Annotated in this window: 19 protein-coding genes and 2 tRNA genes; 11 read left to right on the plus strand and 10 right to left on the minus strand. The window is 65.3% G+C overall.

The window, feature by feature from the left end:
- Both istA and istB read left to right on the plus strand, forming a co-directional pair.
- Nucleotides 1-1153 (plus strand): IS21 family transposase (istA, locus tag HWX25_RS18295; RefSeq protein ID WP_175909546.1); only part of this gene is annotated, 1153 nt, incomplete at its 5' end.
- Nucleotides 1146-1943, plus strand: a complete 798-nt coding sequence (istB, locus tag HWX25_RS18300; protein WP_175909547.1) for an IS21-like element helper ATPase IstB — start codon at nt 1146-1148, stop codon at nt 1941-1943. The genes istA and istB, both read left to right, overlap by 8 nt.
- A 66-nt stretch (nt 1944-2009) precedes the next feature.
- On the opposite strand, the gene HWX25_RS18305 is transcribed toward istB, so the two are convergent.
- From HWX25_RS18305 to HWX25_RS18315, 3 genes are all read right to left on the minus strand, one after another.
- On the minus strand, nt 2010-2957 hold the full coding sequence (locus tag HWX25_RS18305) for a serine/threonine-protein kinase (RefSeq protein WP_175909548.1): 948 nt from the start codon (nt 2955-2957) through the stop codon (nt 2010-2012).
- A 244-nt stretch (nt 2958-3201) separates the two neighbouring features.
- Nucleotides 3202-3278, minus strand: a tRNA-Arg gene (locus HWX25_RS18310).
- A 173-nt stretch (nt 3279-3451) separates the two neighbouring features.
- Complete coding sequence (locus HWX25_RS18315; protein WP_059506104.1) at nt 3452-4282, minus strand: undecaprenyl-diphosphate phosphatase; 831 nt, start codon at nt 4280-4282, stop codon at nt 3452-3454.
- Between the two features lie 484 nt (nt 4283-4766).
- On the opposite strand from HWX25_RS18315, the gene HWX25_RS18320 reads away from it, so the two are divergent.
- The 5 genes from HWX25_RS18320 (at nt 4767) to HWX25_RS18340 (ending at nt 10302) form a co-directional block, all read left to right on the plus strand.
- Nucleotides 4767-5678 (plus strand): aldose epimerase, encoded by a 912-nt coding sequence (locus tag HWX25_RS18320; protein WP_175909549.1) that lies wholly within the window; start codon nt 4767-4769, stop codon nt 5676-5678.
- Between the two features lie 136 nt (nt 5679-5814).
- Nucleotides 5815-6507 (plus strand): peptidoglycan DD-metalloendopeptidase family protein, encoded by a 693-nt coding sequence (locus HWX25_RS18325; RefSeq protein WP_175909550.1) that lies wholly within the window; start codon nt 5815-5817, stop codon nt 6505-6507.
- A 379-nt stretch (nt 6508-6886) separates the two neighbouring features.
- Nucleotides 6887-8506, plus strand: coding sequence for an acyl-CoA synthetase (locus HWX25_RS18330; RefSeq protein ID WP_175909552.1), 1620 nt, complete (start codon nt 6887-6889; stop codon nt 8504-8506).
- A gap of 88 nt (nt 8507-8594) precedes the next feature.
- Nucleotides 8595-8921 carry a DUF2288 domain-containing protein gene (locus tag HWX25_RS18335; protein ID WP_175909553.1) on the plus strand — a complete coding sequence of 109 codons (327 nt, stop codon included), beginning with the start codon at nt 8595-8597 and terminating at the stop codon, nt 8919-8921.
- Nucleotides 8922-8931: 10 nt separating this feature from the next.
- Entirely contained in the window at nt 8932-10302 is a 1371-nt protein-coding gene (locus HWX25_RS18340) for an MATE family efflux transporter (RefSeq protein ID WP_175909555.1), read from the plus strand.
- 25 nt (nt 10303-10327) lie between these two features.
- Here the strand turns inward: HWX25_RS18340 and HWX25_RS18345 are convergent, their stop codons facing one another.
- Nucleotides 10328-10513: a hypothetical protein gene (locus HWX25_RS18345; RefSeq protein WP_059523432.1), complete on the minus strand. Its 186-nt coding sequence runs from the start codon at nt 10511-10513 to the stop codon at nt 10328-10330.
- 136 nt (nt 10514-10649) lie between these two features.
- Here HWX25_RS18345 and HWX25_RS18350 point away from each other — a divergent pair, with 136 nt between their 5' ends.
- The gene (locus tag HWX25_RS18350) at nt 10650-10820 is read left to right on the plus strand and encodes a hypothetical protein (RefSeq protein ID WP_162840567.1); all 171 of its coding nucleotides are present in this window, start codon (nt 10650-10652) and stop codon (nt 10818-10820) included.
- 206 nt (nt 10821-11026) lie between these two features.
- On the opposite strand, the gene HWX25_RS18355 is transcribed toward HWX25_RS18350, so the two are convergent.
- A complete protein-coding gene (locus HWX25_RS18355) occupies nt 11027-11833 on the minus strand; it encodes a GNAT family N-acyltransferase (protein ID WP_059815707.1) in 807 nt (268 codons plus the stop codon).
- A gap of 159 nt (nt 11834-11992) precedes the next feature.
- Entirely contained in the window at nt 11993-12454 is a 462-nt protein-coding gene (gene sixA / locus HWX25_RS18360; RefSeq protein WP_059815711.1) for a phosphohistidine phosphatase SixA, read from the minus strand.
- Nucleotides 12455-12615: 161 nt separating this feature from the next.
- Between sixA and HWX25_RS18365 the strand changes: the two genes are divergently transcribed.
- Both HWX25_RS18365 and HWX25_RS18370 read left to right on the plus strand, forming a co-directional pair.
- Nucleotides 12616-12692 (plus strand) — tRNA-Pro (locus tag HWX25_RS18365).
- Between the two features lie 153 nt (nt 12693-12845).
- Nucleotides 12846-13286, plus strand: coding sequence for a hypothetical protein (locus HWX25_RS18370; RefSeq protein WP_175909557.1), 441 nt, complete (start codon nt 12846-12848; stop codon nt 13284-13286).
- Between the two features lie 52 nt (nt 13287-13338).
- Here HWX25_RS18370 and ppx read toward each other — a convergent pair whose 3' ends face one another.
- On the minus strand, nt 13339-14853 hold the full coding sequence (ppx, locus tag HWX25_RS18375) for an exopolyphosphatase (protein ID WP_059523436.1): 1515 nt from the start codon (nt 14851-14853) through the stop codon (nt 13339-13341).
- A 279-nt stretch (nt 14854-15132) separates the two neighbouring features.
- Between ppx and ppk1 the strand changes: the two genes are divergently transcribed.
- Complete coding sequence (gene ppk1, locus HWX25_RS18380; protein WP_059815721.1) at nt 15133-17196, plus strand: polyphosphate kinase 1; 2064 nt, start codon at nt 15133-15135, stop codon at nt 17194-17196.
- A 120-nt stretch (nt 17197-17316) separates the two neighbouring features.
- Here ppk1 and phoR read toward each other — a convergent pair whose 3' ends face one another.
- Genes phoR through phoU form a run of 3 tightly spaced genes read right to left on the minus strand, consistent with a single transcriptional unit; the run spans nt 17317 to nt 20130 of the window.
- The gene (gene phoR / locus HWX25_RS18385) at nt 17317-18636 is read right to left on the minus strand and encodes a phosphate regulon sensor histidine kinase PhoR (RefSeq protein WP_059815725.1); all 1320 of its coding nucleotides are present in this window, start codon (nt 18634-18636) and stop codon (nt 17317-17319) included.
- Nucleotides 18637-18693: 57 nt separating this feature from the next.
- On the minus strand, nt 18694-19395 hold the full coding sequence (phoB, locus tag HWX25_RS18390) for a phosphate regulon transcriptional regulator PhoB (RefSeq protein WP_006750313.1): 702 nt from the start codon (nt 19393-19395) through the stop codon (nt 18694-18696).
- A 30-nt stretch (nt 19396-19425) separates the two neighbouring features.
- Complete coding sequence (gene phoU, locus HWX25_RS18395; protein WP_059523442.1) at nt 19426-20130, minus strand: phosphate signaling complex protein PhoU; 705 nt, start codon at nt 20128-20130, stop codon at nt 19426-19428.
- Between the last annotated feature and the right edge of the window lies 1 nt (nt 20131).

Genomic DNA, 20131 nt, shown 5'->3' on the forward strand with positions numbered 1-20131 from the left:
CTTCGTGCCGCTCGCCTTCGAACCCGGCGAAGCCTTCCAGTTTGACTGGAGCTGCGAATACGCGTTTGTTGGCGGGCTACGGCGACGCCTGGAGGTCGCCCACGTCAAACTTAACTCCAGCCGCGCGTTCTGGCTCGTCGCCTATCCCACCCAGAGTCACGAGATGCTGTTCGACGCACACGCCCGCGCATTCGCCGCGTTCGGCGGCGTGCCCCGGCGCGGCATCTACGACAACATGAAGACCGCCGTGGACAAGGTCGGCCGCGGCAAGGAGCGCGCGGTCAACGCGCGCTTCGAAGCAATGTGCAGTCACTACCTGTTCGAGCCAGAGTTCTGCAACCGTGCCGCCGGCTGGGAGAAAGGCATCGTCGAGAAGAACGTTCAGGACCGGCGACGTCAGATCTGGCACGAAGCAGCGCTACGGCGCTGGGAAACGCTTGAGATCCTAAACGAATGGGTCGCTGATCAGTGTCGTGAGGCCTGGCAGATGCGGCACCCGCAGTGGCCCGAGCTGACAGTCGAGGACGTGCTGCAGGACGAACGCACCAGGCTGATGCCCAATCCACGGCCGTTCGACGGCTACATCGAGCAGACCCTGCGAGTCTCGTCGACCAGCCTGATTCACTTCCAACGCAACCGCTACAGCGTGCCCACCGAGTACACGAACCAGTTGGTGAGCGTGCGCTGCTATCCGGCATATCTCAGCGTCGTCGCCAACGCCCAGGAGATCGCACGCCACGAACGCAGCTTCGAGCGGCACATGACCTTCTACGATTGGCGCCACTACGTCACGCTGGTCGAGCGCAAACCCGGCGCACTGCGCAACGGCGCACCGTTCATCACGATGCCGCAGCCGCTGCAACTGCTGCAGCGGCATCTGCTGAAACACCCGGGCGGCGATCGCGTCATGACGCAGGTGCTCGCCGCGGTGCGCGAACACGGGCTCGATGCGGTGCTGCTCGCCGTACAGGCTGCGCTGGATTCAGGACGCCCCAGCGCAGAGCACGTCCTGAACGTGCTGAGCCGGCTGAAGGCGCCCGTCACGAATGGCAGCCTCGCCACGACGAAACTCCAGCTCAAGGAAGAGCCCGCGGCCGACGTGAGCCGTTACGAGACGCTGCGCGCCAACCCACCGGAGGACCGTCATGTCTAACGACATCGCCGCCCAACTCAAGGGGCTCAAACTGCATGGCATGGCGAGCACGTGGCCGGAGCTGCTCGCACAGTCGCGTCACACTGACTTCGAGCCGGAGCGCTTCATGAAGCAGCTGCTGATGGCTGAAACCGCCGAACGGCAGGTGCGCTCGATCGCCTACCAGATGACCGCCGCTCGCTTCCCGGCACACCGCGACCTGAAGGGCTTCGACTTCGCGCAGGCACACGTCGACGAAGCGCTGGTGCGCGAACTGAGCGAGCTGTCGTTCCTCGCAAGCGCGCACAACGTCGTGTTCATCGGTGGTCCGGGCACCGGCAAGACGCACCTCGCCTCAGCGATCGGAATCGAAGCCGTACAGCGCCACGGCAAGCGCGTGCGCTACTTCTCGACCGTCGAGCTGACCAACGCCCTGGAGCAGGAGAAGTCCATCGGCAAACAAGGCCAGATCGCCCACAAGCTGATGTACGTCGACCTGGTGATCCTCGACGAACTGGGCTATCTGCCGTTCAGCCAGACCGGCGGTGCATTGCTGTTCCATCTGCTCTCAAAGCTATACGAGCACACGAGCGTCGCGATCACGACCAATCTCAGCTTCGGCGAGTGGGCGAGCGTGTTCGGGGACGCAAAGATGACGACGGCGCTGCTGGACCGCGTCACCCATCACTGCCACATCGTCGAAACGGGCAATGAATCGTGGCGCTTCAGGAACAGTTCTGCCAAGGCAAAGACAACAAGAAAAAGAGCGGCAAAACCAGCAGGTAACGAAGAGTTATCCACACCGGAATAGATGTACTACGCTGTCTCGGGGTGGGTCAGATTTAGATGAAATCGGTGGGTTAAGACTCGGTGGAAATCAACAGCTAAGTTCCAGTTCGAGAGTTCCCGCCTCCCAAGCCAAATTCACGACCTTTAGCCCATTCGCAACAATCGGATCATCAATGTCGCTGACGCGCACTACCGTCTGGTCGATGCTACTCAAACGCTGCCGGGAAACCGCATCTTCATGTCTGAATTGAATCTCACGCTTCAATGCATCGATTGACGCCGGGCGCTGGGTAGGCGCTTGCCGGAGCATTGACTCGACAATGTCATCGAGCCACGAGAAATCCGCTGCAACGTCCGCAATCTTTTGGTAGCCGGTACCGTGCGGCACTTGTCGCGTGAACATCTCATTGAGAATAAGTCCAAGAGCGTAAATATCCGCCGCCTCATTTACTACCTGGCCACGCACTCTCTGCTCTGGCGCGGCATACAGGAAGTTGGCGAGACGGGTATCAGGCTTCGTCTCAACTGCCGTAAGTAAGTCTTCCGCACTGAACCGGGCCACCCCGAAGTCGGCAATTGCAAGGCGATCATTCTTTACCTGATAAAGAACGTTCTCCGGTTTGAGATCGCGATGTACGACGCGCTTCAGATGGGCGGCCTCAACACCGTCAAGAATTTGGCTGAACATCTGTAGGACACGATCATGAGGTATGCCCCGCTGTATCTGCCCACGCAAACTCTCATCATAGAGGTCCATCACATAAAACGGCGAACGCTCGCCGGAATCCGCGTAAATTCCATGATCTACCACCCGCACTATGTGGGCGTGCTTTTCATTTTGCAGGAATCCGATTTCGTTTTTGAATCTACGTCGTTTGTCGGTAGTAACTCCACGCTCGTGCAATTGCTTCAGGGCATACTGAGCGCCGGATTCCTCCCTGACGCGGTACACTCGTCCTGCCCCTCCTTCCCCGAGAACCGCGTCCACTACGTAAACGCCAAACGTAGTTTCAAACGTCCGCCCGATGGCCGCCATGTTGCCCCCGTCCAGATAGCGATCAGTAACAATGCGCCACCCTGCCGCGCATTCCAAATCTTACCGAAGACGCTCCGCGAAAAGCGTTATGCAACAGGCAAATCCGCTTGCGCGCCCGCGCTACTTGGCCTTGCCATACCCTTGGCATAGAATCCCGCCACACTCTCGCCACAGTGAGAGCGGACTTTGACCTCAACCAAGCGGTGTGAGCGAAATTGTAAGTGCTTGAATAAGCGAAGAATTCTGGCCCGCCCTACACGATTCGAACGTGTGACCTACGGCTTAGAAGGCCGTTGCTCTATCCAACTGAGCTAAGGGCGGTCGAGGGGAAAAGACACGGCCACACGACCCGGGCCGCATTTGACGCGAAAGGCTTCGAGCACAAACCGCACTCAAAGCCCCGAAACGAAACGGGCCCGGCATGAAGCCGAGCCCGAAATTATACCCGATCATCGCGTCATATCATGCGCGACGCGCGACCGGCGCCGCAACCGTCAAACCGGCTGCGGATGCAGCATGAACCACCCAAGGCAAAACACCCCGGCAATCACGCAATACAAGCCGAACGAAGCCAGCCGCCCGCGCCCTTCAAAATAGCGCATCAAGAACCGCACACTCAGATAAGCGGCAATCGCCGTCAGCACGCCACCGAGCAGTGCGTCCGCGAGCTGGTCGCGCGCATGGAATAGCTTCGGCAGTTCGAGCACGCCCGCCGCAAAAATGATCGGCGTGCCGAGCAGGAACGAAAACTCCGCCGCCTTCTCCGCCGTCAGCCCGGCCGCGTTACCGGCGATCATCGTCAGCCCGCTGCGCGAGAAACCCGGAATCAGCGCGCCGATCTGCGCAAGGCCCACGAAGAACGCCTGCTTGAACGTCATCTTTTCGGGCGGCTGGTGTGCACGGCTGCGCTGGATCCGATCGCCGATCCACAGCAGCACGCCGTTGATGATCAGCGCGATCGCGACGATCCGCAGGTCGTGAAACACGCGTTCGATGCGCTTCTCGAGCAACAGACCGACGATCCCGGTCGGGATCGTGCCGATGATCAGCGCCCACATCAGGTGCCCGTCGTCGTTCTTGCGGCCGCCGAGCTGCGCGAAGAAGCCGCTGATCAGCGCGATCCAGCGCGCGCGGAAATACCAAAGCAGCGCGAGCGCGGTGCCGAGGTGCAGCGCGACGAGGAACGGCAGCAACTGCGGCGCGTGCTTGTCGATGTGCATGCCGAACAGCGCCGGCACGAGCAGCGTGTGGCCGAGACTGCTGACGGGGAAGAGTTCGGTGACGCCCTGCAGGACGCTCAGGAATACCAGAAACCAGAGACTCACGCGTCGGTCCTTTTAGTGGTGATCAATCGGGTAAAAAAGCGGACAACGCATCGCGCGTCCGAAAAACGCGCCCCGATTATGCCCAGCCAGGATTACTGCGCCAAGGCATTTGGCTGGTTATTGCGGCAATGCACACAAACGCTTGCAACTTGTAAGCGTGCAGAAAGCAAAAAGCCCGCCATTTGCATGGCGGGCCTTTCGATTCCGGCAGAAATTGCCGTCAGCGGCCGAGCTGATAGAAAAACAATACCGTGCTGCCGGTGAACATGCCGAACAGTGCGATTCCCATTGCCATTGCCAGATCCATGGCCCCCTCCACGAAGTGTCATGACCCGGCAACATCACCGGTTTACAGGCATTATCCAGACCGTCGGCAGTCTGAAAAACTCGCGATTTCCCGAGAAGGGTTTTCCCCGACCGCGTCGCGGCCCGATAATGGAGCGCGCCATCGCGCACCCCGCCCACCCGTTCATACCGATTCGCCATGCCGATCTTCCAGCAGCACGACATTCATGAACTTCACGCCGGCTCGTCACTCGTCCGGGTCGCCCCGCAATTCGGCGGCCGCCTGCTGTCGTGGCACGTCGACGGCGAGCCGGTCATTTTCTGGCCGGAAGCCGCCGACTGGAGCAACCTCGCGCGCGTGCGCGGCGGCAATCCGCTGCTGTTCCCGTTCCTCGGCCGCCATCGCGTCGATGGCGAACTGGGCCGCTGGCGCGATGCCGCCGGCGTGGTTCGCGACCTGCCGATGCACGGTTTCGCGCGCGACCTGCCGTTCGCGGCACAACCGTCGGCCGACGGCGCCGCGCTGTCGATGACGCTCGATGCGAACGACGCGCTGCGCGACAGCTATCCGTTCGATTTCCGGTTCGAGACGACCTACCGGCTCGCCGACGCCCACACGCTCGACGTCGCGCTCACCACGACCAACCGCGGCGACACGCCGCTGCCCTACTACGCGGGCCACCATTTCTACTTCGCGCTGCCGCACGGCGAGCGCGCGCAAACCACGCTCGAACTGCCGCCGACGCGCCGCTGCATGCAGCGCGCCGATGGCTCGATCAGCCCGCTGGAGCCCGGCGAAGCATCGTACTGCCTCGGCGATCCGGACATTCTCGACCGCTTCCACTGCCTCGACGGCGCGCCCTCCACGCCGGTGCGCATCGTGATGCCGGGTCGCCGCCGCACGATCGAGATCGCGCTCGACGTCCCGGGCTCGATCCCGTGGTACGCGATCACGACCTGGACGGAACAGCCGGAATCGGACTTCTACTGCGTCGAGCCGTGGCTCGGCCTGCCGGACGCGATCCACAACGGCCTCGGGCTGCGGATGCTCGCACCGGGCGCGACCGAAACGGCCACGCTGCGGATTCGCGTGCTGCCGCTCGCCGGCTGACGTCGGCCGCATCGGCGAACCGGCGCGCGCCGGCCGCGCCCGCGGCCCGAAACTGCGGTGCTCGGGTCGAACCCGTTAAAATCGGACGTTTTGTATCGCCTGCCGCGTCCCGCGCGGCGGGGTTTTGCGAGGCTCAATGTTCGGAACAACAACGAAGCGGCTCTTCGCGGCCGCCTGCGCCGCGCTGCTCGTCGCGTGCGGCTCCGCACCCGTCGGCCCGGGTTACTACCGCGTCGAGCGCGGCGACACGCTCTACAAGATCGCGCGCGAGAATCGCACGTCGATGGCGAACATCGTGCGCTGGAACCAGATCGCGAATCCCGACGCGATCGAGGTCGGCCAGGTGCTGCGCATCGCGCCGCCGCCCGGCACGGCGACCGCGTCGACCACCGGCACCGGCAGTGCGGGCCGCAGCCGCCCCGCGCCTTCCGCGCCGGTCGAATCGGCCGTCAAGCCGGCCACCAGCATCGCGCTGATCTGGCCGGCTGCCGGCAACGTGGTGCGCAGCTTCGACGGCTCGAAATCCAAGGGCATCGATATCGCGAACGCCACAGGCACGCCGGTGCTGGCCGCCGCGCCGGGCACCGTCGTCTATGCGGGCAACGGATTGCGCGGCTACGGCAACCTGATCATCCTCAAGCACAACGCCGATTACCTGACGGCCTACGCGCACAACCGTGCGCTGCTCGTGAAGGAAGGCCAGTCGGTCACGCAGGGGCAGACGATCGCGGAGATGGGCAACAGCGACAGCGATCGCGTCGCGCTGCACTTCGAGCTGCGCTACGGCGGCCGCTCGATCGATCCGGCGCGCTACCTGCCGGCGCGCTGAGCGCGCCACCGCCGAAGGAGGACGACACGCGATGCCGGCATGCATCGCATGTCGTCGCGAGGGAGATCGGGAAGGTCGTGTCAGCGCTTGCGCAGACGGCCGGTGAACCGGCCGGACAACGGATCGACGCGGCTGGCAAACGCCACCAACGCACCGATTCCGAACAGGCTGAACCCCGCAGCTATCAGAAGCAAATCCATGGTCATATCACTGTTTTGTCATGATCTTATGCGTCATAGCGGAATCGTGCACTGAGCCGCCCCCGTTGCACGAGTCCGCACATTCCCCTATCCATCAGGCGCCATTGTGGTTTCGGTCGCGTGAAATGCCGATGTAATCCAGCGGCCGATGCCGACGATGGACGCCAAGGAGACTTGCGATGCTGCCCGCCGCCGACCGCTACGACAACCTCCTCTCCCGCTTCGCATGGGACGTTCCGGCCCGCTACAACATCGGCGTGGACGTGTGCGACAAGTGGGCCGACGGCAGCGGACGGCTCGCGCTGATTCACGAAACGACGCAAGGCGACGTGTCCCGCCTCACGTTCGACGACCTGAGGAATATTTCTAATCGTTTCGCGAACAGCCTCGCGCGGGCGGGTCTGCAACGTGGCGACCGCATCGCGATCTTCCTCGCGCAAGGTCCGGAAACGGCGATCGCCCATCTCGCCGCGTACAAGCTCGGCGCGATCGCGGTGCCGCTGTTCACGCTGTTCGGCGCCGACGCGCTCGAATACCGGCTCGCGAACAGCGAAGCCGCCGCGCTCGTCACCGACGCGGCCGGTTACGCGAAAATCGCGCCGCTGCGCGCGCGGCTGCCGGCGCTGCGCACGTGCTACTGCATCGGCGACGATGCGCCCGATGCGCCCGGCGTGCTGCGATTCGACGCCGCACTCGCCGCCGAATCGCCGGATTTCGTGCCGGCGGACACCGCCGCCGACGACCCGGCGGTCATCATCTATACGTCCGGGACGACCGGGAAGCCGAAAGGCGCGCTCCATGCGCATCGCGTGCTGCTGGGCCACCTGCCGGGCGTCGAGATGTCGCAGCAATGCTTCCCGCGCGACGCGCGCCTGTTCTGGACACCCGCCGACTGGGCATGGATCGGCGGGCTCCTCGACGTGCTGCTGCCCTCATGGCACCACGGCGTGCCGGTGCTCGCGCGCCGCTTCGAGAAGTTCGACGGCGAAGCCGCGTTCGCGCTGATGGCGCGGCATGGCGTGACCCACGCGTTCCTGCCGCCGACCGCGCTGAAGCTGATGCGCGCGGTGCCCGCGCCGCGCGAGCGCCACGCGCTGGCGCTGAAATCGGTCGCAAGCGGCGGAGAATCGCTCGGCACCGAGCTGACGGCGTGGGGACGCGACGCGCTCGGCGTGACGATCAACGAGTTCTACGGACAGACCGAATGCAACATGGTGCTGTCGTCATGCGCGGCGCTGTTCGATGCGCAGCCCGGTGCGATCGGCAAGGCCGTGCCCGGCCATGCGGTCGCGATCGTCGACGAGCACGGCACGCCGCTGCCGCCCGGCGTCGAGGGACGCATCGCGGTGCGCCGCCCGGACCCGGTGATGTTCCTCGAATACTGGCGCAATCCCGCCGCGACGCGCGACAAGTTCGCGGGCGACTACCTCCTCACCGGCGACACCGGCACGATCGATGCCGACGGCTTCGTGCGCTTCGTCGGCCGCGACGACGACGTGATCACGAGCGCCGGCTACCGGATCGGCCCGGGGCCGATCGAGGACTGCCTGCTCACGCACCCGGCGGTGCGGATGGCAGCCGTCGTCGGCGTGCCCGACCCGACGCGCACCGAAATCGTCAAGGCGTTCGTCGTGCTGAACCCCGGCCATGTCGGCGACGATGCGCTCGTGCAGGCGCTGCAGGCCCACGTGCGGACGCGCCTGGCCGCGCACGAGTACCCGCGCGCGATCGCTTTCGTCGACGGCCTGCCGATGACGGCAACCGGCAAGATCGTGCGCCGCGCGCTGCGCGACGCGTGAACCGGGCGCGCGCCGCCGCGCCGGAGGGCCGGCCGCGCGCCCGGATGGTTTATAGTGGCGCCCACGCAGTCTTTTCAGCACACCTCCGATGTCCTCCGACCAACACGAATCCGCCTCGGGCGCGTCGCACAGCCCGCTCTACGCCAAACTCCTCGGCGAAACCGCCAAGATCGACTGGTGCGATCTCGAGCGCTTCTTCGCGCAGGGCAAGCTGCTGTCGGTCGCACGCGACCTCGATCTCGTCAGCGTCGCGGAAGCGATCGCGGGCGACGACGCCGATCAGGTCACGCGCTGGCTGTCGTCCGGTCTCGTCGCGCGAATGCCGGCGGAAACCGCCGCCGATTTCGCGGCGCGCAATCCGGAGCTGTGGGCGGTCGTCGTGTCGCCGTGGGTCTGCGTGCAGGAACGCGCCTGACGCGTTCGCCATGTCCGAATCCGCATTACCGCATGGGGCCAGCACCGGATCGGCCGTCGTCTCGCACCGGCGCGTCCTCGCGCTCGCCTTCCCGATCGTCCTTGCGAACCTGACCCAGCCGATCCTCGGCGCGGTCGACACGGCCGTCGCCGGCCACCTCGACGGCGCGCAGTATCTCGGCGGCGTCGCGCTCGGCGGACTGTTCTTCAACTTCGTGTTCTGGGGCTTCGGCTTCCTGCGCATGGGCACGACCGGCCTCGTCGCGCAGGCGCACGGCGCCGGCGACGCCGCCGGCATCCGGCTCAACGTGCTGCGCGCGCTGATCGTCGCGTTCGCGCTCGGCGCCGCCGTGCTCGCGCTGCAGGTGCCGCTGCTGTCGTTCGCGCTGACCGCGCTGGGCGGCAGCGACGCCGTCCGCGCGACGGCGCTGACCTATGGCCACGCACGCATCTGGAGCGCGCCGTTCGCGCTCGCGAACTACGTGGTGCTCGGCTACCTGCTCGGCGCGCAGCGCGTGCGGCTCGCGCTCGTCACGCAGGTCTTCATCAATGCGGTGAACATCGGTGCCGTGCTGTTGTACGTGTATGGCTTCGGCTGGGGCATCGCCGGGATCGGCGCGGCAACCGCGACCGCGGACGCGTGCGGCTTCGCGCTCGGCGCATGGATGCTGTGGCGGCTGCGCCCGCGCGGCCTCGCGCCGCTGGCCGCGGGTGCATTGGCGGATCGTGCGGCGCTCAAGCGGCTGATCGCGCTCAATCGCGACATCTTCCTGCGCACGCTGTGCCTGCTCGGCGCATTCGGCTGGTTCGCGCACCTGGGCGCCACGCAGGGTGACGCGACGCTCGCGGCCAACGCACTGCTGCTGAATTTCCAGACCTTCATGGCTTACGGGCTCGACGGCTTCGCGCATGCGGCCGAGGCACTCGTCGGCGCCGCAGCCGGCGCACGCGACCGCACCGCATTCCGGCAGGCCGTACGGGTCACGCTGCTGTGGTCCGCGCTCGGCGCGCTGCTGTTCGCGCTCGTCTACTGGGCGGCCGGCGGCTGGATCGTCGCACGGCTGACCGACCAGGCAGGGATCCGCGCGGTCGCGCTGCAATACCTGCCATGGGCGGCAATCTCGCCGATCGTGTCCGTGTGGGGGTTCCTGCTCGACGGCGTGTTCATCGGCGCGACGCAGACGCAGTCGCTGATGCGCGCGATGGTCGTGTCGTTCGCGATCTTCATTGCCGCGACGCTGGCGGCTGTCGGCCCGTTCGGCAACCACGGGCTGTGGTTCGCGCTGCTGCTGTTCATGGTCGCGCGTGGCGCGACGCTCGCGCGCTACTTGCCGGCGTTGACGCGGCGGATCGGCGCCGACGCACCCGCGGCCGGCACCTGACGGCCGCGCAGGCAGGCCGGTTTCGTTATTGCGCGGATGCGGGTGCCGAAGGCGCCGGCTCACCGAGCATCGACGGCGGCGTCATGTCGGTCGGCACGCCATGATAATCGGCCGGATCTTGCGGCGGGTGGCCGCGACGAGCCTGGCGGGGATCGCTGGAACAGCCGGCGAGAATGGACGCGGCCAGCACGGCCAGCATGAAACGAGTCATCGGTGAGGCTCCGGAAAACGGCGCGCCCATCGCGCGCCAAGACCGCGCCGAGTCTAGCGGAATTCCGGGTTAGGGGTTGTCCCGCGCATGTTCTACCATGTAGCAGATGGCGCTGTGCCGTTGAAAGGAGGCTGCCATGTCATCTGAAGAGATCGCCGGCCTGATCGGCCTGTTCATCGGTTTGATGGTGCTCGTCGCCCTGTCCTATTTCGAGTCGCGCGAATACAAGCGCAGCCACGGCGGCGAAGGAATGATCCATCACTGGATGGCCGAACATCACCTGCTCGACTGGCGGCGCAAGCACTAGGCAAGCCCGCCCCGTGGTCCGGGCCGCCCGCGCGGCCCACGCCGAACGTGCGTCTGCCGGCACGGTGGTCAGTGCGGTTCGCCCAAATTAACAGGGCCGGATAAAACGCTTTCCGCGAAACGAACAAACGCCGTCGAGCGGCAATCTGCCGCGCGACGGCGTTCGCTTGCGTGCGTGCCTGAGCGGCGCGCCGCGATCGGGATGGCTCAGCCCAGGAAGTGCCGGGCGTAGCGCGCGTTGATGTCCGACAGCCGGAACAGCGTCAGGAAGTCCGCGCAGTTGAAGTCGGGATCCCACGCCGGCGCGCCGCAAATCTTCGCACCGAGACGCAGGTAGCCCTTGATCAGCGGCGGCGGTGCAACGACGGTGCCCGTCTGCAGCTCGTCAACCGGCAGCGCCGTATGAGGGAACGCGCGATATTCCGGCGCCGTCAGCGAGTTGGCCGGCAGCGACTGATACAGGTTCGCCGCATAGTGCCCGCCGTCGGCCATCGACACGCTCGCGCAGCCGAGCATCGTCTCGTAGCCGTTCTGCATCATGTACGCGCCGAGACCGCCCCACAGCGCCATGATGACGGCGCCGCTGCGGTAGTCGCTGTGCACGCACGAGCGGCCGACCTCGACCATCTTGCCGCGCAGGTGCGTAAGGCGCGACAGGTCGAATTCGCCTTCGGCGTACAGACGGCCGACACGCGCGGCCTGATGCGGCGGCAGCACACGGTACGTGCCGACCACCTTCAGCGTATCGAGGTCGCGCACCAGCAGATGATCGCAATAGGCGTCGAACGGATCGACGTCGAGACCGGACGGACCGCTGACCTGCGCGCCCATCTCGTCGGCGAACACGGTGTAACGCAGGCGCTGGGCCTCGCGCAGTTCGTCTTCCGTGCGCGCCCAGGCGGCACGCAGACGGTACTCGGATGTGACGGTTTCAGCAGCGCGCGGCAGGTGACGCCGCGACGTCTCGAGGGGAAGCGAGGCAAAGGGGAGCGTAGGCGTCGGCAGTTCTCGCATTAGGCTTTCCTGGTCGTAAGGAATAGGACGACATGCCAGCCAATGTAGTAACCGGTCGTTACCGTTCTGTGGCACGACCGTGTCCTTTCAATGACGTGTCGCCGAATTGACTTTAGCAGAAAGCCTGCGAAACCGTATGATCAATGCCTTCGAACCGCTTCAGACAAGGTCCGGCGTCAATACCGCGCGCAGCACGGCCTGACGGCTGCCGTCGCGCGTGCGGCTCGCGAGCCACACGATACCGCCCTTCTTGACGCTCCAGCTATCGTCGTTGCCGGCGATCAACTGCGCCGCGACGCAGCCGAGCGTCGGCTGGTGCCCGACGATCACGACCGTCGGCGCGATGCCGTCGGGCCACCCGGCGGCCGCCAGCACGTCGTCGACGCTGCCGCCCGGCGCGAGCGCATCGATGGTCCGGTACTGGTCCGTCAGCGCCTCGACGGTCTGCACGGTGCGCGCCGCCGGGCTCGCGAGGATCACGCTGCTCGACTCGAGCCGGCCGCGCAGCCATTTGGCCATGGCCTGCGCATCCTTGCGCCCACGGGCCGTCAGCTGGCGTGCGAGGTCGCTTGCCGCGTAGTCTTCGGCTTCGGCGTGGCGCCACAGGATCAGGTTCATCATGATGTCTCTCCATGCTTCGACGAATGATCCGGCCGCACACCCGCGGGCCGGACGATCACGCTTCGAATTGTCGCCAATCGTGAGCGGTTCGTGATGATATGCGCCGTATGCAAAACGTGATTGACGCGGTTACCCATTAGACGATAGAATCTTTGGCTCGTCGGAGCGTAGCGCAGCCTGGTAGCGCATCTGATTTGGGATCAGAGGGTCGTAGGTTCGAATCCTATCGCTCCGACCACGAGATACACGACAAGGGTTGCAAGCCATCGCGCTTGCAGCCCTTTTTCGTTTGGTCCGCCGCTCGCCTCGGCCACCGGTGCCGCAGCCCGCAACCCGCGCACGAAAATTGCGCGAACACGCGATAATGTCCGCGACCAATCCGCAATCGCGCATGAAAAATCACGTTTTCAAGACCGCCGTGCTCGGCGCGCTGCTCGCAATCGGCACTCTCGGCGCGCCCGGAGTCGCATCAGCCAAGTCGCTCGACGACGCGCTCGACTGCCATTCGAACGGCCACAAGTTCGTCGCGCCGCTGCTCGCGGCAGGCGACATCCAGTCGGAGCCGATGCACGTCGAATCGAATTCGGTGAACGCGTTCCGCACGAACCATCCGCTGACCGCCTACGGCTTCGGCGTCTATGTCGTGCTCGGCTACCAGGCGAACGATCCGCTTTTCCAGCCCGGCGACGGCACGCCGATCGGCGACTGGGCGTACGGCGTCGTGGTGCGCGGCACGAAGAACGCGGTCGAACAGGCCGTGCGCAAGGCCGGCAGCGACGCGACCGTCAAGCAGGCATTCCCGTTCCTGACGGCGATCGTGTGCTCGGACTGAGCGCGTCCAAGGCAATCTGGCGGCGCGAGCGCGCCGCCGCCGTGCCGGCGCGTCACGCGCCCGTATAAACCACGCGGTACGGAATGCCGACCTTCTCCCACTCGGCCGCTTCCTGGCTGAGGCTGTAATCGGTCAGCGGGTTCTGCTCGACCCATGCGCTCGGCAGGCGAACTTCATACCCGCCCTTCTTCATCTGCGACACGGAAATGTCCGGCAGCCCGGCATCGGTCCGGCGCCGGCAAAGCAGCGCCGCGAGCCGCAGGCAGAACAGCAGCGGCCATTCGACGTCGCGCGCCTGCGACAGCTTGCCGAGCTTGCCCGCATGCCCGAGCACGAGCGCGGCAAGGCGCGCCTGGTCGGTGCGCGAGAAACCCGGCATGTCGGCGTTGCTCGCGATATAGGCCGAATGCTTGTGATACGAGCTGTGCGAGATCGACAAGCCGATCTCGTGCAACGCGGCGGCCCAACCGAGAAACATCCGGCCTTCCTCGCGTTCTTCGTCGTCGGAATCGTCAAGCTCGTCGTAGAACCGCACCGCGAGCGCGCCGATGCGCTCGGCCTGCGCGCGATCGACGCCGTAGCGGCGCGTGAAGCCCTCGACGGTCACCGCGCGCATGTCCTCGTGCTGAGTCCGGCCGAGCAGGTCGTACAGCACGCCGAGACGCAGCGCTCCGTCGGTGGTATCGACGTAGTCGACGCCCAGTTCCTCGAATACCGCGAGCATGATCGCGAGGCCGCCGGCGAGCACCGGCACGCGATCGGGCTTCAGCGCGATCAGCTTCAGCCGGTTCACGTTCTCGGACTTGATCAGCGCGCGCTTCAGGCGTTCGAGCCCGCCGCGCGAAATGCCGTGCGTGATGCCCGCGTCGTTGAAGCCGTTCGCCTCGACAAGTTCCGCGAGCGCGCGCGCGGTGCCGGACGAACCGATCGCCTGGTCCCATCCGGCCTTCTTGTATTCGCTGGAAATGATCTGGATCTCGCGCTTGGCCGCGAGTTCGGCTTGCCGCATCGTATATTCGTCGACGTTGCCGGCCGGGAAGAACGCGCGGCTATGGCTCACGCAGCCGATGTAGAGGCTCTCCATCACGATCGGCGTGTAGTGCGAGCCGATGATGAATTCTGTCGAGCCGCCGCCGATGTCGACGACGAGCCGCTTGCCCGCGCTCGCCGGCACCGAATGCGCGGCGCCCGCGTAGATCAGGCGCGCCTCTTCTCGGCCCGCGATCACTTCGATCGGGAAGCCGAGCGCCGCTTCGGCCTCGCCGAGAAATTCGCCCGCATTCTTCGCGACGCGCAGCGTGTTGGTCGCCACCGCGCGCACATGATCGGGATGGAAATCGCGCAGGCGTTCGCCGAACCGCTTGAGCGCCTCCCAGCCACGCTCCTGCGACGCGCGATCGAGCATCTTGTCGCTCGACAGGCCCGCGGCCAGTCGAACGGGCTCGCGCAGCGCATCGACGGGATAGATCTGGCTGCCCGCCGGCGTTTCCTCGACGCGCCCGACGATCAGCCGAAAGCTGTTCGAGCCGAGATCGACGGCAGCCAGCAAGTGGGGGGATGTAACCATCAGAAGGGGGCTCCGTGCGCGTTCGCCCGCGGCAGCCGGTCCGGCCACGCTGGACGATCAATCAAAGGCGACATTTTAAGCGTGGAACGCTTGCCATTGCCACGCTTCACGGGCATGTACACGGGTAGATTGTATATGGCCGAAACATTTATGAGACGAAACGGTTCAGGCGTAGAATTTCCCGATATAAATACATTATCGTCATCAGCACGTCATCGTACCGTGAGAGTTTCCGAGCGTCCTTTCGAATCATCGCCCGAATCATCCCCTACTCTGCCGATGTCCGTCCGTTATCCGCTTCTCAATCGTGAACTCGGCATCCTCGGTTTCAACGAGCGCGTGCTGGCCCAGGCGGCTGACCCGCAGATTCCGTTGCTCGAGCGCCTGCGCTTCATCTGCATCACGAGCAGCAACCTCGACGAATTTTTCGAAGTCCGGATGGCCGGCCTTCAGGAACAGATCCGCGACAACCCCGGCGCACTGACGCCCGACGGCATGTCGCTGCAGCACGCTTACGACCTCGTCGTCGAGCGCGCGCAACGGCTCGTGCACCGCCAGTACACGATGCTGCACGAAACCGTGTTGCCCGCGCTCGAACAGGAAGGCATCTACTTCCACGCGAGCGACACGTGGAACGAAGAACAGCTCGAATGGGCGCGCCGCTACTTCCTCGATGAACTGCTGCCGGTGCTGACGCCGATCGGCCTCGACCCCGCGCACCCGTTCCCGCGCGTGCTGAACAAGAGCCTGAACTTCGTCGTCGAGCTCGAGGGCCGCGACGCGTTCGGCCGCCAGGCGGTGATGGGCATCGTGCAGGCGCCGCGCGCGCTGCCGCGCGTCGTGCGCATGCCGCAGGCGCTGTCGGGCTTCGAGCACGGCTTCGTGCTGCTCAGCTCGTTCATGCAGCGCTTCGTCGGCGAACTGTTCCCGCAACTGGTCGTGAAGAGCTGCAACCAGTTTCGCATCACGCGCAACAGCGAGCTGTTCGTCGACGAGGACGAAATCACCAACCTGCGCGTCGCGCTGCAGGGCGAACTGCCCGCGCGCCACCTCGGCAACGCGGTACGGCTCGAAGTGTCGGCCGACACGCCGGCGCATATCGTGCGGCGCCTGCTCGAGGAAAGCCTGCTCGGCGAGAAGGACTGCTATCGCGTGGCCGGCTCCGTGAACCTCGTGCGGCTGATGCAGATTCCCGATCTCGTCGATCGCCCCGATCTGAAGTTCTCGCCGTTCACCGCATCGATCCCGCCCGCGATCGTCAACGCGCCGACGATGTTCGACGCGATCGACGACGGCGACATCCTGCTGCACCATCCGTACGAAAGTTTCCAGCCGGTGCTCGAACTGCTGCAGCAGGCCGCGAAAGACCCGAGCGTCGTCGCGATCAAGCAGACGATCTACCGCACCGGCACCGATTCGCCGCTGATGGACGCGCTGATGGAAGCCGCGCGCAACGGCAAGGAAGTGACCGTCGTCGTCGAGCTGCTCGCGCGCTTCGACGAGGAAACCAACATCAACTGGGCGTCTCAGCTCGAAGCCGTCGGCGCGCACGTCGTGTACGGCGTGGTCGGCCACAAGTGCCACGCGAAGATGATGCTGATCGTGCGGCGCGTCGTACAGAACGGCAAGGCGTCGCTGCGCCGCTACGTGCACCTCGGCACCGGCAACTATCACCCGCGCACCGCCCGCCTCTACACCGACTTCGGGCTGATGACGGCCGACCAGAAGATCTGCGAGGACGTCCACCACGTCTTCCAGCAACTGACCGGGATCGGCGGCGAGCTCACGCTGCACGAGCTGTGGCAGTCGCCGTTCTCGCTGCATCCGCGCATCATCGAATCGATCCGCGCGGAGATCGACAACGCGCGTGCCGGCAAGCGCGCGCGCGTGGTCGCGAAGATGAACGCGCTGCTGGAGCCGTCGGTGATCGCCGCGCTGTACGAAGCGTCGCAGGCCGGCGTCAAGGTCGACCTGATCGTGCGCGGCGTGTGCGCGCTGAAGCCCGGCGTGCCGGGGCTGTCGGACAACATCACGGTGCGCTCGATCGTCGGGCGCTTCCTCGAACACCACCGCATCTACTATTTCCACGCGGATGGCGCCGAGGACGTCTATCTGTCGAGCGCCGACTGGATGGACCGCAATCTGTTCCGCCGCGTCGAAGTCGCGTTCCCGATCCGCGAGCGCAAGCTGAAGCGCCGCGTGATCGCCGAAGGGCTGTCGGTCTGCCTCGGCGACAACCAGTCGGCCTGGCAGATGCTCAGCGACGGCCACTACCGCCGGCGTCGTGCGGGCAAGACGATCCGCAACGCGCAGCTCGGGCTGCTCGCGAAGTTCTGTTCGTAGACACGGGGCGGCGCGCGGGTTCGCGTGCCGCGTCACCAAACAAAAAAGCACAGCCCGAGGGCTGTGCTTTTTTATTTGCAGCGGGATGCCGACGTGAGGCACCCGATTCGCGTCATGCGCTCACGCTTCGAACGTCGCCGGCCGGATCGCGATGATCCGCGAGGCCGGGAAGCGTGCGGTGAACGTGCTGCCGCGTCCTTCCTCGCTCTGCACGTACAGGTGCGAGTCATGCCGCTGCAGCACGTGCTTGACGATCGCGAGGCCGAGCCCCGTGCCGCCCGTATCGCGCGAGCGGCTGCGGTCGACGCGATAGAAGCGTTCGGTCAGCCGCGGCAGGTCGGCCGCCGGGATGCCGAAGCCGCTGTCGGTGACGGAAAACACGCCTTGCGCGCCCTCGCGCCGCCACGACACGAGGATCTTGCCGCCGTCCGGCGTATAGCGGATCGCGTTGGTCACGAGATTCGCGAACGCACTGAACACTTCGGTCTGCGCGCCCGTGACGCCGAGCGTCTCGTCGATCGTGAACGCGATCTCGTGATGCCCGTTCGACAGCGTCTGCGCATCTTCCTTCAGATGGTCGAATACGGCACGCATGTCGATCGCGTGATCCATCGGCGGCTTGCTTTCGCCCTCGAGCTTCGCAAGCACCAGCAGATCGGTGACGATGTGCCGCATCCGCGACGCCTGCTGCTCCATCATCTCGAGATAGCGCGCGCGATCCTCCTCGTTCAGCGGCAGTTCGCGCATCGTCTCGAGGAAGCCCGACAGCACGGTGAGCGGCGTCTTCAGTTCGTGCGACACGTTCGCGACGAAGTCGCGCCTCATCGCGTCGGTCCGCTCGAGCTCCGTGATGTCCTGCGTGAGCAGCAGCTTGCGGTTCTCGCCGTACGGAAACACCTGCACTTCCAGCACGTTCTGCCGCGAGTCGCCCATCCCGCGCATCACGAGCGTCTCGTCGTAATGCTGCGCGTTCAGGTAGCGGACGAACTCCGGATGACGAACCAGATTCGTGATGTGCTGCCGCAGGTCGCGCTTCGCGTCGAGGCCGAAATGCACCTCCGCGATCGCGTTGCACCACTCGATCTGATCATGGTCGTCGAGCATCGCGACGCCGTTCGGCGACGCCTGGATCGCCTGGATGAAGCGCGAATGCTGCTGCTCGACCTGCCGCACCTGCGCATGCCACTGCTTCGCGAGCTTGTGCAGCCGGTAGTAGATTTCACCCCAGATGCCCGGTGCGCTCGGCACCTCGCCGTAGACGGGCGCATCGAGCAGACGCCACAGGCGTTGCGTATGGAAGGTGCTGAAGAAGCCCTGCGCGACCAGCATCACGACCGCGAACCCGAGGCCCGCGATCGGGCCGGCGAACACGCCGACCAATACGCTGATCAGCACGAGCAGCATGAGCGACACGAGAAAGCGCGCCCAGATGATGTTCATGATTCAGCGCCCGAAAGAATGAACGGCATGCCGTGGCACACGGCATGTCCGGATACGTTACGCGTGCTTGGCGAGCCGGTAGCCGCTGCCGCGCACGGTCTCGATCATCGCATCGCAACCGGCCGGTTTCAAGGCCGCGCGCAATCGTTTGATATGGACGTCGACGGTGCGCTCCTCGACGAACACGTGATCGCCCCAGACCTGATCGAGCAGTTGCGTGCGGCTGTGCACGCGCTCCGGATGCGTCATGAAGAAATGCAGCAGGCGGAATTCGGTCGGGCCGAGATCGAGCTTGATCTCGCTGCCGTCGCCGTGCGCGGCAACCCGATGCGTGGCCGGATCGAGGCGCAGCCCGTTGATCGACACGACGTCCTCGGTCAGCTGCGGCGCGCGGCGGCGCAGCACGGCCTTGATGCGCGCCATCAGTTCCTTCGGCGAGAACGGCTTCGTCACGTAGTCGTCCGCGCCGATCTCGAGGCCGAGCACCTTGTCCTGCTCGTCGCCGCGCGCGGTCAGCATGATGATCGGGATGTGCTTGGTCCGTTCGTTGTTGCGCAGGTCGCGCGCGAACGCAATGCCGGACTTGCCCGGCAGCATCCAGTCGAGCAGCACGAGATCGGGCAGCACGTCGCTGATCAGGTTCTGCGCCTGCTCGGCGTTGTACGCGCGGATCGGGCAGTGACCGGCATGCTGGAGATTCACCGAGATCAGTTCGGAAATCGCGGGCTCATCTTCGACGACGAGAATGTTGCTGGGCATCGGCACCTCTGTTCTTCCTTACGGAGTCGATTAACTGTTGGCTTCGCGATCGAGCGTGTCGCGCGGCTGGTGCCGCACGTCGGTGCCCTTCACGATGTAGATGATGAATTCGGCGATGTTCTTCGCGTGGTCGCCGATCCGTTCGATCGCCTTCGCGATGAACAGGTACTCGAGGCCGACCGAGATCGTGCGCGGGTCTTCCTGCATGTACGACACGAGCTTGCGCACGAACGCGCGGAATTCGAGGTCGATTTCCTTGTCGTCCTTGACGATCTGCGCAGCCGCCACCGTATCGAGGCGCGCGAACGCGTCGAGCGCGCGGCGCAGGATCGTCACGGCCATCTCGCCCGACACCTTGATCTCGGCGATGTTCACCGCACGCGCGGCCGGCTCGTCGATCAGGCGGCGCACGCGCTTCGCGATCTTCTCGGCCTCGTCGCCGGCGCGCTCGAGGTTCGTAATCGTTTTCGAAATCGACATCAGAAGACGCAGGTCGCGCGCGGCCGGCTGCCTCCGCGCGATGATGTTGCCGCACTCCTGGTCGATGTCGACTTCCATCGCGTTCAGCGTTTCCTCGGCCGCGATCACCTTCTCGGCCGTCTCGCGGTCGAATTCGTTCAGCGCATGCATCGCGCCGACGATCTGCGACTCGACGAGCCCGCCCATTTCCAGCACTTTCGACGACACGGCATTCAGGTCCGCGTCGAACTGGCTCGACAGATGTTTATCCGACATG

This window comes from Burkholderia sp. BCC1640, assembly GCF_902833125.1.
GTDB lineage: Bacteria > Pseudomonadota > Gammaproteobacteria > Burkholderiales > Burkholderiaceae > Burkholderia > Burkholderia diffusa.

Excerpts from the sequence above, each read along its gene's own strand:
- ppx (WP_059523436.1), bottom strand. The coding sequence starts at position 14,853 with ATGGTTACATCCCCCCACTTGCTGGCTGCCGTCGATCTCGGCTCGAAC.
- HWX25_RS18355 (WP_059815707.1), bottom strand. The coding sequence starts at position 11,833 with ATGCGAGAACTGCCGACGCCTACGCTCCCCTTTGCCTCGCTTCCCCTC.
- HWX25_RS18335 (WP_175909553.1), top strand. The coding sequence starts at position 8,595 with ATGTCCTCCGACCAACACGAATCCGCCTCGGGCGCGTCGCACAGCCCG.
- phoR (WP_059815725.1), bottom strand. The coding sequence starts at position 18,636 with ATGAACATCATCTGGGCGCGCTTTCTCGTGTCGCTCATGCTGCTCGTG.
- HWX25_RS18325 (WP_175909550.1), top strand. The coding sequence starts at position 5,815 with ATGTTCGGAACAACAACGAAGCGGCTCTTCGCGGCCGCCTGCGCCGCG.
- sixA (WP_059815711.1), bottom strand. The coding sequence starts at position 12,454 with ATGATGAACCTGATCCTGTGGCGCCACGCCGAAGCCGAAGACTACGCG.
- HWX25_RS18330 (WP_175909552.1), top strand. The coding sequence starts at position 6,887 with ATGCTGCCCGCCGCCGACCGCTACGACAACCTCCTCTCCCGCTTCGCA.
- HWX25_RS18350 (WP_162840567.1), top strand. The coding sequence starts at position 10,650 with ATGTCATCTGAAGAGATCGCCGGCCTGATCGGCCTGTTCATCGGTTTG.
- istB (WP_175909547.1), top strand. The coding sequence starts at position 1,146 with ATGTCTAACGACATCGCCGCCCAACTCAAGGGGCTCAAACTGCATGGC.
- HWX25_RS18370 (WP_175909557.1), top strand. The coding sequence starts at position 12,846 with ATGAAAAATCACGTTTTCAAGACCGCCGTGCTCGGCGCGCTGCTCGCA.
- HWX25_RS18340 (WP_175909555.1), top strand. The coding sequence starts at position 8,932 with ATGTCCGAATCCGCATTACCGCATGGGGCCAGCACCGGATCGGCCGTC.
- phoU (WP_059523442.1), bottom strand. The coding sequence starts at position 20,130 with ATGTCGGATAAACATCTGTCGAGCCAGTTCGACGCGGACCTGAATGCC.
- HWX25_RS18345 (WP_059523432.1), bottom strand. The coding sequence starts at position 10,513 with ATGACTCGTTTCATGCTGGCCGTGCTGGCCGCGTCCATTCTCGCCGGC.
- HWX25_RS18305 (WP_175909548.1), bottom strand. The coding sequence starts at position 2,957 with ATGGCGGCCATCGGGCGGACGTTTGAAACTACGTTTGGCGTTTACGTA.
- phoB (WP_006750313.1), bottom strand. The coding sequence starts at position 19,395 with ATGCCCAGCAACATTCTCGTCGTCGAAGATGAGCCCGCGATTTCCGAA.
- HWX25_RS18320 (WP_175909549.1), top strand. The coding sequence starts at position 4,767 with ATGCCGATCTTCCAGCAGCACGACATTCATGAACTTCACGCCGGCTCG.
- ppk1 (WP_059815721.1), top strand. The coding sequence starts at position 15,133 with ATGTCCGTCCGTTATCCGCTTCTCAATCGTGAACTCGGCATCCTCGGT.